Here is a 14,079-nt window from a genome sequence, read left to right on the forward strand (position 1 = left end):
TGCACGAAATCGGGTATGTCACAGGTTTTACATTGCTGGAGCCCATGCTTTACAAGGCCTGCAGGCCATGACTTCGGATTTAACGTCCGATAGGTGCCGTGGAATTCCACGGTGCTTCATAGACTTCAGAACCCCCGCAATCGCCAGGCGATGCGGGGGTTTTGTGTTTAAGGGCCAGCATTTTTATCCATTGGGATCCAAGCATTGGTTGGTTAGTCTTCCGAGTACGACATCAAATCCGGTTATCAAAAAAGAACTTTATCCTCTTCCACTGATAGTGAAGTATTGGCTTGCGCATGTGCGTAAACCAAAGGGTGGCAAGGCCCACAGTCTGCGCACAACCACATCGAATCCAGATCGGTATCGGCGCAGGGGGCTGAACAGGTCCACTGTTCAACAGAATAACCACCTCAACGGGGGAGCTTTTCCAGCGAGCTGCTACTGGCGCATATGCTTCTGGCTGTCGGCAAGAAAACGCCAGACCGCTGGGTCCTCCCCAAGCGCCGCATTGAAACGCAGCCAAGGCGAGGCCTCCAGATCCGGCCGGAAGATGCAGCCGGGCGACAGCAGGATATTCTGCTTGAGCCCTGCCCGGGTCAGCGCCACAGGGTCGAAGCCTTCTTGCCCGCTGCGAATCCACAGGTACGGCGCCGGTGCGATGGGCGCCCAGCATTGCCAACCGATCTGCAGCAATTGCTGGCGGGCGAACACCTGGGCCTGCAGCAGCCGGTCACGCAGTTTCTGGCACCGCTTGCGGTGGGTACCATCGGTCAGCATCTGCAACGCCAGCTGTTCGCACACCTGCGAGCTGTAAAGCCCGGTGGTCATCTTGTAGTGCAACAAGGCTTCGGCCACCACCGGTTCGGCCGTGACGAAGCCAACTCGCAGCGAAGGCGCCATGTCTTTGGAAACGCTGCCGATGTAAATCACCCGTTGCAGGTTGTCGAGGGCTGCCAACGGTGGCTGATGGGTTTCTGCTAGCTGGCCATGCACGTCAATCTCGACGATCCAGCAATCATGGGCATCGGCCAGTTGCAGTACACGATGAGTCACTGCTGGGCTGTAGCTGGCTCCGGTCGGGTTCTGCAACCACGGGTTGGTGAAAAAAGCCTTGGGGCTATGAACCGCCAGCAGTTCGTCAAGCTTCACCACGTCCGGCCCCTGCGGCGTCCAGGGCACCCCAATGATCTTGACCTTCTGATCACGCAGGTTAGCCAGCAGGTTGATATAGCCTGGGTCATCCACCAGCACGCAATCACCGGGCTGCAGCAAGGTATTGATCACCATGTTGAGCGCCTGGCTGGCGCCATGGGTGAGCACAATGTGTTCGCATTGCGCGGGCACCCCGCGCTCCCCCAGATGGCGCTGTAGCCATTGCCGCAACGCCAGCACGCCATGGGACTTGCCATACTCGGCAATCAGCCCCGTGCCACGCCCAAGGCTGCGCATGGCCAGCCGCAGCCCGGGTTCATCCAGCCATGCCTCCGGCACACCGCCACTACCCGGTTGCAAGGCCTCCTCATCCGGGTTGAACCCATCATCGAGCAGCCAATAGACGTCCTTCAACGGTGCCGCGCTGCGCTGTTGCTCGATACGTGGCGAGGTCTGGGCGACGAAGAACCCGTGCCCCCGGCGAACCTCGACATAACCCAACGCGACCAGACGATCGTAGGCCTGCACCACGCTAAAGGTACTGACCTTGAACTCTTTGGCGGCAGAGCGAATGGAAGGCAAGCGCGCGCCCTGAGCCAACTTGGTCTGGTCGATCAACTGGGAGAAGTGCTCTACCAACTGACCGATGCGCGACATCTTTCGAGGCGAACTCATTGAAGTGTGTAGCCTTTTCGACCAATACAGGTGCGCCCATTTTAGAGGCCGCTGTGTATGGAATGAAAGCGTATATCAGGTAGCTTGGCACTCAGCCACCGTGCTCTACAAAGCAGACCGACACTACACGCTGCTTTGCCAATCACCGTCTGAACCGCCTACCTGGATACCTGCCATGCAACAACAACGACATGCGCTCATCACGCAGACCCTTGGCACACAGCGTGAGATCATCAGTTTCCATTTCGGCCCCCAGGGCCAAGGCAAGAAAGTTTACTTGCAGGCCGGCCTGCACGCCGACGAGCATCCCGGCATGCTGGCGTTGTACCACCTGAAACATCACCTTCTCGAACTCGAAGCGGCCGGCCGCCTGACTGGCGAAGTGGTAGTGGTGCCCAGTGCCAACCCGATCGGCCTTGGCAACTATGTATTCGGCCGTCAATTAGGGCGCTTCGAGCTGTCCGGCCGGGAGAACTTCAACCGCAACTACCTCGACCTCGCCGCCCTGATACGTGAGGACATTGCCAATGCGCTGGGCAGTGACCCGGATGCCAATGTCGCGCTGATCCGCCGCTGTGTCCGCGAGCGCCTTGACGCCCTCCAGCCTGGCACCGAGCTCGACGCCTTGCGACGCACACTGCTGCGCCTGGCCGGCGATGCCGACTACGTCATCGATTTGCACTGTGACAGCGAAGCCATGGTGCACCTCTACGTGCACAGCGCACAGCAAGAGGAGGCTCGCATCCTGGCAGGCTTCACCGGTGCGCATGCCGTGCTGCATACCACCGAGCAGGGCGGCCCTGACGCTAAGTTGTATTGCTTCGACGAGTCCTTCACCACCCTGTGGGACAGGCTGCAGCGGCAGTTCCCGGACTTTCCGATCCCACAGCCAACCTTTTCCGCCACGCTGGAGCTGCGTGGCCGCTACGATGTCAGCCAGGAGCAGGCAATGCGCGATGCCGACGCCTTGCTGGGCTACCTGACGCATGTGGGGCTGATTGCCGATGCACAGGCCAAGGTGCCAACCACCCTGTGCGAGCCGACGCCGTTGGCCGGGGTGGAGATACTCAATGCCCCCCACTCCGGTGTGATCGCATACCGCGCAGCGCTTGGCAGCAAGGTAGAACCCGGCTGTGCACTGGCCGACGTCATCGACCCCATCAGCGGCCAGGTCACCACCCTCTACAGCAAGATCTCTGGCGTTTTCTATGCGCGGGTCATCGAGCGCTTCACCGAAAGCAACACCGAGCTGACCTTTGTCGCCGGCCATGAACCCTTACGTTCGGGCTCGCTGCTGTGTGCCTGAAGATGATTCCAACAATGCCAAGTGAGGTGATAGTCATCACCACAAGATGAACAGGCGGTTTCGCTACTTTGCGTCATGCACTTCAAGTCGCAGCATTCAGGCGCTACAAGCGCTCAATAGGAATAAAACAATGAAAAAAACCCTTCTGTCCCTTTCTGCGATGGCGCTTTGCGTCGCCGCCGGTTCTGCGTTGGCCAAGGAATACAAAGAACTGCGTTTTGGCGTCGATGCCTCCTATCCACCCTTCGAGTCCAAAGCCGCCGATGGTAGCCTGATCGGTTTCGATATCGACCTGGGCAATGCCATCTGCGCCGAGTTGAACGTCAAATGCAAATGGGTCGAGAGTGACTTCGATGGCATGATCCCCGGCCTCAAGGCCAACAAGTTCGATGGCGTGATATCTGCCATGAGCGTGACCCCCAGCCGTGAGAAAGTCATCGACTTCTCCAATGAGCTTTTCTCTGGCCCGACGGGGCTGGTCTTCAAGAAAGGCGCAGCCATCAGCAATGATCCAGCGTCTCTGGCAGGCAAGAAAGTCGGTTACGAACAAGGCACCATTCAGGAAGCCTACGCCAAGGCCGTACTGGCCAACGCCGGGGTCGAGATTCGGTCCTACGCAAACCAGGATCAGGTTTACGCCGACCTGATCTCCGGTCGTCTCGACGCTTCTTTGCAGGGCATGCTGCAAGCCAAGCTGGGCTTCCTGAAAACCTCACGAGGCGCCGACTTCGATGTCAGCCAGCCCGTCGAGAGTGCGTTGCTGCCGGCGAAAACTGCGGTGGGCATTCGCAAGGGCAATGCAGAACTCAAGGCCTTGCTGAACAAAGGGATCCAGGCGTTGCACGACAAAGGTATCTATACCCAGCTCCAGCGCCAGCACTTTGGCGACCTGAACCTCTACAGCGGCAATTAATAGCCTTGCGCCCATTGCCAAGTGCGTGATGGGCGCTTTCCTGATTGGCATAGGGGTGTTCGATGTTGGAAAACCTATTACAAACGCTAGGGCTCTCGAGTTTGAGCCTCGAAGGCTTTGGCCCGCTATTGCTGCAAGGGACCTGGATGACGCTCAAGTTGTCCTTGCTGTGCCTGTTGGTGAGTGTCGTGCTAGGCCTGTTCGGTGCCAGTGCCAAGCTGTCCAAGTCCATGCTTTTGCGCGTACCTGCACAAGCCTACACCACGCTGATTCGTGGCGTACCGGACCTGGTGCTCATGCTGCTGATCTTCTACAGCCTGCAAACCTGGCTGAGCGATGTCACCACCCTGATGGGTTGGGAGCATATCGAGATCGACCCCTTCAGCGCGGGGGTGGTTACGTTAGGGTTCATTTACGGTGCCTATTTTACCGAAACGTTTCGCGGCGCGATTCTCGCCGTGCCTCGCGGGCAGAAGGAGGCAGCAATTGCCTATGGTCTAAGCCGCACCCAGTGCTTTTTCCATGTGGTATTTCCGCAAATGATGCGCTTCGCCCTGCCGGGCATCGGCAACAACTGGATGGTGGTCCTCAAAGCCACAGCCCTAGTCTCGATCATCGGCTTGGCCGACTTGGTCAAGGCAGCAGTGGAGGCCGGCAAGAGCACCTACCAACCGTTCTACTTTCTGCTGGTGGCGGCGTTGATCTACCTGTTGATCACCACGGTTTCGAACCATGTCCTTAAACGCCTGGAAACCTTCTATTCGGCTGGCGCCCGGGAGGCCGTACGATGATCGAACTCTTGCAGGAATACTGGCAGCCCTTTCTTTACCACGACGGTCGTCAATTCACCGGCCTGGCCATGACCCTGTGGCTGCTCAGCGCTTCGCTGTTCTTTGGTTTCATCCTGTCGATCCCGCTATCGATCATTCGGGTCTCCCCCCATGCTTGGGTGCGCTGGCCGGTCCAGTTCTACACCTACCTGTTCCGTGGTACCCCCCTGTATATCCAGTTGCTGATTTGCTACACCGGAATCTACAGCATTGCCGCGGTACGGGAGCAGCCGGTCCTCGACAGCTTCTTCCGCGACGCCATGAACTGCACCATCCTGGCCTTCAGCCTGAATACGTGCGCCTATACCACGGAGATCTTCGCCGGTGCGATCCGCAACATGCACCACGGTGAAATCGAGGCCGCAAAAGCCTATGGCCTGCGGGGCTGGAAGCTTTATGCCTACCTCATCATACCGTCGGCCTTGCGCCGGTCGTTACCGTACTACAGCAACGAGGTGATTCTGATGCTGCACTCCACCACCCTGGCCTTCACGGCCACGGTGCCGGATATCCTCAAGATTGCACGGGATGCCAACTCGGCCACCTTCCTCACTTTCCAGTCCTTCGGTATCGCCGCGGCGATCTACCTGGCGATCACTTTTTCTCTCGTTGGCCTGTTCCGCCTCGCTGAACGCCGTTGGTTGTCGTTCCTTGGGCCGAGTCATTAATTCCGGAGGTTTGCGCATGTACAAACTGACCATTGAAAACCTGAAGAAAAGTTACGGTAATCATGAGGTCCTCAAAGGCGTTTCCCTGAATGCCAAGACTGGTGATGTGATCAGCCTTATCGGCGCCAGTGGCTCGGGCAAGAGCACGTTTCTGCGCTGTATCAATTTCCTGGAAACACCCAACGACGGCGCCATGAGCCTGGACAACCAGCCAATCCGCATGGTCCATGACAAGCATGGCATGCGTGTGGCCGACGCCGATGAGCTGCAACGCCTGCGCACCCGGCTCACCATGGTGTTCCAACACTTCAACCTGTGGAGCCACATGAACGTGTTGGACAACATCACCATGGCCCCGTGCCGAGTACTAGGCATCAGCAAGAAGGAAGCACAGGAGCGCGGCCGGCACTATCTGGACAAAGTGGGCTTGCCAGCACGCGTCGCCGACCAGTACCCGGCGTTTCTCTCCGGCGGCCAGCAACAGCGCGTCGCCATCGCCCGCGCCCTGAACATGGAGCCGGAGATCATGCTGTTCGACGAGCCGACCTCGGCCCTGGACCCGGAACTGGTAGGTGAGGTGCTCAAGGTTATTCAGGGGCTGGCCGAAGAGGGGCGCACCATGATCATGGTCACCCATGAAATGGGCTTTGCACGGAAAGTGTCGAACCAGGTGCTGTTCCTGCACCAAGGGCGGGTCGAAGAGCAAGGCGCGCCCGATGAGGTACTGGGCAACCCGAAAAGCGAGCGCTTGCAACAGTTCCTGCGTGGCAACCTGAAGTAGCCCTCATCTGCACCAAAGGTGTTCCCGGCGGCCTTGCGGCCGGGAGCGCCCCAAGGCTCAACGTGGAGATGGCCCCGCCTGCCCTTTCATTTATTGCTCTTCCCATAGCCAATCTGGAATGGCGCCAGGGCACGCATGGTCGGTGGCTTGGTCGAAATCAGCGTGGCCGTGTTGATGAGCTTGGGTACGAGCTCCTCGATTGCCTTCTCGATCGTCCAATAAGCGGTGGACACCGAAACACTCACTGACGCGACCGGGGCGCCCCAGATGTTGAGGATGGGTGCGGCAAAGTTGAGGTCATGCAGGTAAAACTCTTCAACGCTATAGGCATAGCCTGTCTCCCTGACCTTCAAGATCATATCCATCAGCGCCCCCGCGTCAGTCACCGTATGGGGCGTGAACTGCATCCGCTCCATGCCTGCCAGGGCCTCCTCGATCTGCTCATCGGGTAGGCCGGACAAATACGCCCGCCCTGTCGCTACGCAGAACATGGGCAACCGCTTGCCGACAGGCATGTGCACCACCGCCCGATGAAGGCTCGGGAAGCGCCCGATATACACCATGTCCTGGCCATCAGGCTCGGCCAGGTTGACCGTTTCCCCAAGGTGTCGGTTCAACTCCAGCAGGTAGGGGTTCGCGCGCTCCAGAAGCACGTTCGCCTGGAGGTAGCGACACCCGACATCAAGTGCACGTACGGATAATGAAAACCGCTTGGAGACTGCATCCTTTCGTAACAGCCCAAGTTCAACCAGCGTATGGGTGAAACGTTGAGCCGCACTTTTGGTAACACCAGCAGCTTCAGCCAGCTCTCGCAGGTTCATGCTGGGCCGCTCCGTGGTGAATGCGTCCAGTACGGACAACCCGGCGGCCAATGATTGAACGAACAAGGGTGAATCATGCGAGCTCATGGTGCGCAACCTCCCAGTTTTTGCTGCAACACGCCTCTAGCTCGCGCGTTGAGCCGCGCTTTGCTCTCGGGCATTCAGGTTTGATTAACCCCTTCACAGGGCTGTTTTCGGGCCAAGTGTATCTTAGAAAAATCCACGCGTATCGAACAGCGATACGAGAGTCCTGAAATAGGCCTAGGCTCTGCATCCGTAGTGGCATCATTGCTCATAGAGTTGAAGACGTCATGCTGAACGCGGAACAACATGCCAGGGAGGTCACCATCGTCGGCGCAGGGATCGTAGGTCTTTGCGCCGCGTACCACTTGAACAGAGTGGGGCTGCAGGTACGGATCATCGAACCCGCCGGCGCCGGTGCAGAATGCTCTTCTGGAAACGCCGGCTCCCTCTCCTCCGGCTCGGTCGCCCCGTTGGCGATGCCTGGGGTGTTGAAACAAGCCTCGGGAATGTTCCTTGACCCCACAGGGCCACTCTACATACCCGCCAGCTACCTGCTGCACGTCGCGCCCTGGATGGCCCGCTTCGTCGCTGCCTCCCGGCCGTCACGGGTAGCAGAAATCGCTCACGCACTTCACAGCCTGATCGGCAACGCCGTACAAGAGCATAAAAGCCTTGCGGCGACGGCCGGGTGCCAGGACCTGATCAGCGATACCGGACAGTTGCATTTGTACTCAAGCCAGCAAGCACTGGAAAAAGACTCGGCCGGCTGGGCCCTGAAAAAGCAGTATGGGCTGAACCCAATCAAGATTGGACGCACTGATATTCAGCAGTTGGAACCTTCGATTGCACCGCAATACCAGCTCGGCTATTACCTGCCAGACCAACCGTGGGTCAAAGACCCCTACCTTTATTCGCTGCGTATCACCGAGTACCTGGAAAAGAACGGCGTCACCTTCGTCAAAGACCAGGTTCAGCGGTTTGAACGTAAAAAGGCAGGTTGGCTTGTCAAGGGCGAACAACGCGACTATGAGACGGCCAGTATCGTGCTGGCCGCTGGCGCCTGGTCAGCGAAACTACTGTCTTCGCTAGGTTTGAAAGTGCCACTGGAAACACAACGTGGCTACCACCTTCGATACCCGCAAGCAGCAGAGCTCATCCAACGCGTCGTCGTGCTGGCAGATCGCAAAGTGTTCATGACGCCCATGCAAAACGGGCTGCGTGCAGCCGGCACGGTCGAGTTTGGCGGCCTGCAGCGCTTGCCCAGCAGCGCCCGCGCTCGGCTGTTGGGTCACCATGCCAAAACGGCCCTTCCTGGCCTGGACATTGACAACCCGATCGAATGGATGGGGCATCGCCCATGCCTGCCCGACTCTCTGCCGGTAATAGGTGAACTGCCGCGCTTCCCGGGCCTGTGGTGCGCGTTCGGGCATGGCCACCTCGGCCTGACGGGGGCTGCGGGTACAGGCCGCCTTCTAGCTCAAGCGATGACTGGGTGCGAGCACGCCAAGGCAACCCTATCCCCGTTCTCTGCTTCTCGCTTTTAACAACAACAATATTTCACCAGGAGCCAACAATGACTCAACTTATCACTCGTCATGAAACGAACGCGCGCATGAGCCGTATCGTTCTACACAACGGCGTCGCCTACTTGGCAGGCGTTGTCGCGGCTAACCGTGCCGCGGACATCAAGGCGCAAACCCAAGAGGTACTTTCCCGTATCGATGCACTTCTGGAACAGGTTGGAAGCCACAAAAAGAAGTTACTCACCGCGCAAATCTGGCTGAAAGACATAACCGCAGATTTTCAAGGCATGAATGATGTCTGGGATGCCTGGGTAGCCGACGGCGAATCCCCCGCTCGCGCAACATGCCAAGCGCACTTGGCGGCCTCCGACATCCTCGTCGAAATCATTGCCACTGCTGCCCTTTGAAACCGATAAGCCGTCGACTGCCCTTCTAGAACAGGACCCATGACCATGTTTGCACGACTCAAGAAAGCCATCACCTGCCTTGCATTCGCGATGCCCATGCTGTTGCCCCACGCCTATGCCGAAACGCTGCGCGTCGGCTCCACGCCAACCGCCGTGCCTTTCAACTTTCTGAACCCCAAGACCAACACACTTCAAGGTGTGATGATCGACGTCACCCAAGTGCTCAGCCAGGAACTTGGCTTCACCCCCGAACAGTTCACCATCCCATTGTCTGGCCTGGTCTCATCCCTGCAAACCAACAAGATCGACCTGGTCAGTTCGGCGTTCGCCATGAATGAGCAGCGGGCCAAAGCTGTTGATTTTTCGGACGCGCTGTTCACTTACGGCGAGGCCGTCATCGTCAACGCGAACGATTCGACCCTCTACTCAAAGCCGTCTGATTTTTCTGGGAAGTCGATAGGCCTACAAACCGGCTCGGTGCTGGCGGAACCCTTCAAGGCGCAAGCGGGCATCAAGTCCATAAAAATGTACGACAGCATGGCTGACATGATTCGCGACGTTTCGCTTTCGCGTATTGACGCCGCCATTGGTGATGGACCGGTCATGCTTTATACCGTCAAACACGCCGGTTACCCGAAAGTGCGGGTGGCCGAGACCTACCACCCGCAAATCAAGTTGGAAATCGGCATCGCTGTGCGCAAAGGCAACACTGAACTACTGGACCGTATCAACCAAGGCGTCAGAAAAATAAAACAGGACGGCACACTCGACGCGATCTTGCATAAATGGGACATCAAAAAGTCCTGACCTGTTAGCGGACACCTTGGGCACCTACGGAGAGCACAGATACCATGTTCGAAGGTTTTTTCACCCAGGCAGTGGAGTATTTCCCCATTCTTCTGGAAGGGGTATGGACAACCATTGCCATCACGCTTTGCACCCTGGTCATCGCCACGTTGCTCGGCCTGTTCTGGGCGATATTGAGGGTAAGCGGAATCAAACCGCTTGCCCACGCCGCCCGGCTTTTCACCAATACGATCCGCGGTATCCCGATCATCGTGGTTCTTTTTTATCTGTACTTCGTCATGCCGGAATTCGGCGTTGAACTCAGCGCCTTCCAAGCGGGTTTCCTGGGCCTCGGGCTAACCTACTCGGCGTATATGTCCGAAGTCTTTCGAGCAGGTATCGAGTCCATTGATACGGGCCAAAACGAAGCCGCGCATTCCATTGGCATGAGCCGAACGATGACCCTGCGTCGAGTCATACTTCCTCAGGCATGGAAAGTGTCGCTTCCTCCCTTCAGCAACAATATGGTCATGATGCTGAAGGACTCCTCTCAGACCTCGATCATCACGGTAGTTGAACTGTCGATGCAAGGTAAGCTTCTCGCAGCCGCTTCCTTCAACAATGCGAACATCTTCACGCTTGTCGCCCTGATGTACCTCTGCCTTAGCCTCCCTCTGATGGGGTTCGCCGGCTGGCTGGAACGTAAATTCAAAAGGAACACACGATGATCAAGCTTGAGAACATTACCAAAGCCTATGGGCAACACCAGGTGCTGCAGGGAATCACCATCGAGATCAAACAAGGCGAAGTGGTATGCCTGATTGGGCCTTCGGGCTCCGGCAAATCGACAGTATTACGCTGCATCAATGGACTGGAGGCGTACGACAGCGGCTCGATCACTGTTGAAGGGGTCTTGGTCGACAGCAAGTCAAAAAGCATCAGGGGCATCTGTCGATCCGTTGGAATGGTCTTCCAGCGCTTTAACTTGTTCCCCCATCGAACCGTTCTGGAAAACGTCATCGAGGGCCCCATCCGAGTCAATGGTCTGCCCGCCGATGAAGCACGCAAACGTGGCAAGGACTTGCTGAACCGGGTTGGCCTTGCGACTAAATACGATGCCTACCCTGCTCAACTTTCAGGTGGCCAGCAACAGCGTGTGGCTATTGCCCGCTCCCTGGCCATGGAGCCGAAAGCGATCCTTTTCGATGAGCCGACGTCTGCACTTGATCCAGAACTTGTCGACGAGGTGTTAAGCGTGATGAAGAGTCTCGCTCAAGAGGGCATGACCATGGTCGTCGTCACGCATGAAATGGGCTTTGCACGAGCAGTCTCTGACCGCACCGTGTTTCTTGAGGGGGGTAACATCGTTGCTCAGGGGCCATCGGCAGAGATCCTCGGCAACCCAACCAACGAGCGTATGAAAGACTTCCTCAGCCGCGTTTCTCACAGCTGAGAGCAGTAAGCCGCCATGCCACCAAACCCCTCTGGCCCACGCTCGAAAGGGGTTTGGTTTTTCCGACTGCCTGTCAGAAATCCCCACGCAAGGTCAGCATGTAGCTACGCGGGGTGCCGTAGGTGGTACCGCGAGTCCAGTAGCCGGTCGAATCGAAGTACTTGCGGTCCAACAGGTTCTCCACATCCACCCCCACCGTCCAGTGTTGGTCGAGCTTGTACGCCGCCCGTGCGTCGAACACTGCCCGGCCGCTGTTGCTCACGCCGTTGTAGGCGTCGTAGTAGTGGGACTGGGCCGACACGCCGCCGCCGACACTGAAGCGGTTCCATTCACCTGGCAGCGTGTAGTTGGTATTGACCCGCAACAGGTGCTTGGGCGTTTGCGCCGAGATCGGCCCGCCATTCTCCGACTGCGTGGTGTTGAAGGTGTAACCCGCCGCCACTTGCAGGCCCGGCAGCAGCTCACCGCTGGCCTCCGCCTCGACGCCCTTGCTGCGGCTGATGCCATCGCTGTTCACGTAGCACCGGCCGGCAACGTCATTCGGGCAGTTGCCGTCGTTGGCGTAGTCGCGGGCGGCCACGTCCTCCTGCTCGATGTAGAACAGCGCGAAGGAGACGTTCAAACGCTTGTCGAACAACTCACCCTTGATGCCGGTTTCATAGTTGGAACCGATGGCGGGGTCGAGCATCTTGCCGCCAGCACTGCGGTAGCTGGCCTGGGGCATGAAGATGTCGGCATAGCTGGCGTACAGGGACCAGTTATTGTTCAGGTCATAAATCGCACCGACGAAGGGCGTGAACTCGTGCTTCTGTTCATTGGTACCTTTCAGCGTGCCGTTCCAGGCCTCGGTCTTGTACCAGCTCAGACGCCCGCCCAGCACCAGGCTCAGGTCCTCGGTCATGTGCAGGCGGGCATTGAGGTAGGTGCCGTAGCGGGTATCGAAGGTGTCGTCCTTGTAGTCCCAGCCCTGCCGCGAAGGTTCGGGGACGATGCTGTGGTCCGGGTCGAATACATTGAGCGGGATGGGGTTGTCCAGCCTGACGGTGGCGTCCTTGTCATTCATCTTGCGCCTGGACCAGTTGGCCCCCAGCGACAGCTGATGAGTCAGGCCAAAGGCTTCGAAGTCACCGTCCAGGTGGCCGTCCACCGCGTTGGCGGTGACGTCGAACTTGTGAAAGCTGGTGTCGTTGATCATCGGGCCGGTAGGGCTGCCGTATTCCAGCGTATCCTCTGCGCTCCATTCGATGGCGCTGCGGTTGTAGCTGCTTTCGGAGTGCGACAGCGCCAGCTTGCCGCTCCAGTTGTCGTTGAAGCGGTGGGTCAGGTCGGCGAACACTTCGTCGGTGCGGGTCTGCAGCGTGGCCCAGTCCTGGCCCAGGAAGGTGGAACGCTTGAGGTGCGGATTGCTGCCATCGGGGTTGGTCGGCAAGCCCAGCACGCTGTAGCCATCGATGCGCGAGGTTTGCCGGCGCAAGCCCAGGGCAACGGTGGTGGCGCTACTCAGGTCGCCCTCGACGATGCCGTACAGCAATGGCCGCTTGGACTTGCTGACATCGGTGAAATAACCGCGGTCCTCGTAGGACGCGACCATGCGCCCGCGCAAGGTGCCTTCCGGGTTCAGCTTGCCACTGGCATCCAGGTCCAGGCGGTAGTTGTCCCAGGAACCGGCACGGGTGGTCACCGAGAAGCGCGGCTCGACGGTCGGGCGCTTGCGCACCAGGTTGACGGCACCGCCCGGGTTGCCCGCCCCGACCAGCAGGCCGGAAGCACCACGCAGCACCTCGACGCGGTCGAATACCGCCATGTCGGGGATCATCCAGCCGGTGTAGGCATAGGCCTGCCCGGCCACGCCGTCGACCATGTAGCTGTCGTCGGTCAGGTCGAAACCGCGGGAGCTGAAATGGTGGTTGCCATAGCCCCGGTTGGCACGGGTGATGCCCGTGGTCTGGGCCATCACCTGGTCCAGCGACACCAGGTTCTTGTCGTCCATCAGCTTGCGCGTGACCACGGTCACCGACTGCGGTGTGTGCCGCAGCGACTGCGGGGTCTTGCCGATGGTCACGGCGCCGGTGGTGTACGAACCGGAGCCTTCGGTGGTTTCGCCCAGCCCCACGCTGTTGATGTTGGTGGCCCCCAGTTCCAACGCCCCCTTGGCGTCGACAGCCGGCACCACGCTGAACGTGCCGCTGCCGGTAACGATCGCCTGCAGGCCACTGCCGGCCAGCGCTTGCTGCACCGCTTGCAGGGCGCTCATCTCACCCTGGATGGCGGGTGCCTGTTTGCCAGCGACCAAGGCAGGGTCGAGGGACATTACCTGCCCGCCCTGGCGGGCGATGGCGTTGAGGGTATGCGCCAGGCTGGCAGCCGGCAGGTCGAAACGCTGCAGCTGTTGCTGGGCGGAACCTTCCGCCCGGACGAAGGCCGTAGGCACTGCGGCCAGGGCGATGGCAAGGGCGAGGGGCCAGGGTTTGAACACGTGGATACTCCTGAATTTTTGCTGTTGTCAGGAGGAAGGTGGGACGAGCGGGAAAAACCGGACACGAATGATAAAAATTTTCATTCAATAACTCTCAGCACTCATGCGGACTCTGTGGGGGCAACTGTTTTGTATTGCCTGGACTGGCCTCATCGCCGGCAAGCCAGCTCCCACAGGGATCGCATCAGCCTCAAGCCCTGTGCACTACCTGTGGGAGATCCTATGGCTTCTGGCAAGGGCACCAGGGTTGCCAGGTGCTCGCCA

The 14,079-nt window shown here is 58.7% G+C and carries 13 protein-coding genes; 10 read left to right on the forward strand and 3 right to left on the reverse strand.

Annotation, left to right across the window (positions count from 1 at the left end; all coding sequences use genetic code 11):
- Positions 1–438 precede the first annotated feature (438 nt).
- Positions 439–1,827 carry a PLP-dependent aminotransferase family protein gene (locus tag TZ03_RS04090; RefSeq protein ID WP_082056537.1) on the reverse strand — a complete coding sequence of 463 codons (1,389 nt, stop codon included), beginning with the start codon at positions 1,825–1,827 and terminating at the stop codon, positions 439–441.
- Positions 1,828–2,002: 175 nt separating this feature from the next.
- Here TZ03_RS04090 and TZ03_RS04095 point away from each other — a divergent pair, with 175 nt between their 5' ends.
- The 5 genes from TZ03_RS04095 (at position 2,003) to TZ03_RS04115 (ending at position 6,325) form a co-directional block, all read left to right on the forward strand.
- Positions 2,003–3,133 carry a succinylglutamate desuccinylase/aspartoacylase family protein gene (locus TZ03_RS04095; RefSeq protein ID WP_051095911.1) on the forward strand — a complete coding sequence of 377 codons (1,131 nt, stop codon included), beginning with the start codon at positions 2,003–2,005 and terminating at the stop codon, positions 3,131–3,133.
- Positions 3,134–3,263: 130 nt separating this feature from the next.
- A complete protein-coding gene (locus TZ03_RS04100) occupies positions 3,264–4,046 on the forward strand; it encodes a transporter substrate-binding domain-containing protein (protein ID WP_051095913.1) in 783 nt (260 codons plus the stop codon).
- Between the two features lie 62 nt (positions 4,047–4,108).
- Entirely contained in the window at positions 4,109–4,837 is a 729-nt protein-coding gene (locus tag TZ03_RS04105; protein WP_051095915.1) for an ABC transporter permease, read from the forward strand.
- Positions 4,834–5,544 (forward strand): ABC transporter permease, encoded by a 711-nt coding sequence (locus tag TZ03_RS04110; protein ID WP_051095917.1) that lies wholly within the window; start codon positions 4,834–4,836, stop codon positions 5,542–5,544. The genes TZ03_RS04105 and TZ03_RS04110 overlap by 4 nt, the downstream gene beginning before the upstream one ends.
- 16 nt (positions 5,545–5,560) lie before the next feature.
- Entirely contained in the window at positions 5,561–6,325 is a 765-nt protein-coding gene (locus TZ03_RS04115; protein ID WP_051095918.1) for an ABC transporter ATP-binding protein, read from the forward strand.
- 86 nt (positions 6,326–6,411) lie between these two features.
- On the opposite strand, the gene TZ03_RS04120 is transcribed toward TZ03_RS04115, so the two are convergent.
- On the reverse strand, positions 6,412–7,233 hold the full coding sequence (locus TZ03_RS04120; protein WP_051095920.1) for an IclR family transcriptional regulator: 822 nt from the start codon (positions 7,231–7,233) through the stop codon (positions 6,412–6,414).
- A gap of 224 nt (positions 7,234–7,457) precedes the next feature.
- Here TZ03_RS04120 and TZ03_RS04125 point away from each other — a divergent pair, with 224 nt between their 5' ends.
- The 5 genes from TZ03_RS04125 to TZ03_RS04145 are packed head-to-tail and all read left to right on the forward strand — an operon-like array spanning position 7,458 to position 11,339.
- Entirely contained in the window at positions 7,458–8,714 is a 1,257-nt protein-coding gene (locus tag TZ03_RS04125) for an NAD(P)/FAD-dependent oxidoreductase (RefSeq protein WP_051095921.1), read from the forward strand.
- 29 nt (positions 8,715–8,743) lie between these two features.
- Complete coding sequence (locus tag TZ03_RS04130; RefSeq protein ID WP_051095922.1) at positions 8,744–9,100, forward strand: RidA family protein; 357 nt, start codon at positions 8,744–8,746, stop codon at positions 9,098–9,100.
- A 45-nt stretch (positions 9,101–9,145) separates the two neighbouring features.
- Positions 9,146–9,907 carry an ABC transporter substrate-binding protein gene (locus tag TZ03_RS04135; protein WP_051096123.1) on the forward strand — a complete coding sequence of 254 codons (762 nt, stop codon included), beginning with the start codon at positions 9,146–9,148 and terminating at the stop codon, positions 9,905–9,907.
- A 44-nt stretch (positions 9,908–9,951) separates the two neighbouring features.
- On the forward strand, positions 9,952–10,614 hold the full coding sequence (locus tag TZ03_RS04140; RefSeq protein ID WP_051095923.1) for an amino acid ABC transporter permease: 663 nt from the start codon (positions 9,952–9,954) through the stop codon (positions 10,612–10,614).
- Entirely contained in the window at positions 10,611–11,339 is a 729-nt protein-coding gene (locus TZ03_RS04145) for an amino acid ABC transporter ATP-binding protein (RefSeq protein ID WP_051095924.1), read from the forward strand. Before TZ03_RS04140 ends, TZ03_RS04145 begins: the two co-directional genes overlap by 4 nt.
- A gap of 73 nt (positions 11,340–11,412) precedes the next feature.
- Here TZ03_RS04145 and TZ03_RS04150 read toward each other — a convergent pair whose 3' ends face one another.
- Entirely contained in the window at positions 11,413–13,815 is a 2,403-nt protein-coding gene (locus TZ03_RS04150) for a TonB-dependent siderophore receptor (RefSeq protein WP_051095926.1), read from the reverse strand.
- Between the last annotated feature and the right edge of the window lie 264 nt (positions 13,816–14,079).

It is taken from the genome of Pseudomonas sp. 10-1B (genome assembly GCF_000935045.1).
GTDB lineage: Bacteria > Pseudomonadota > Gammaproteobacteria > Pseudomonadales > Pseudomonadaceae > Aquipseudomonas.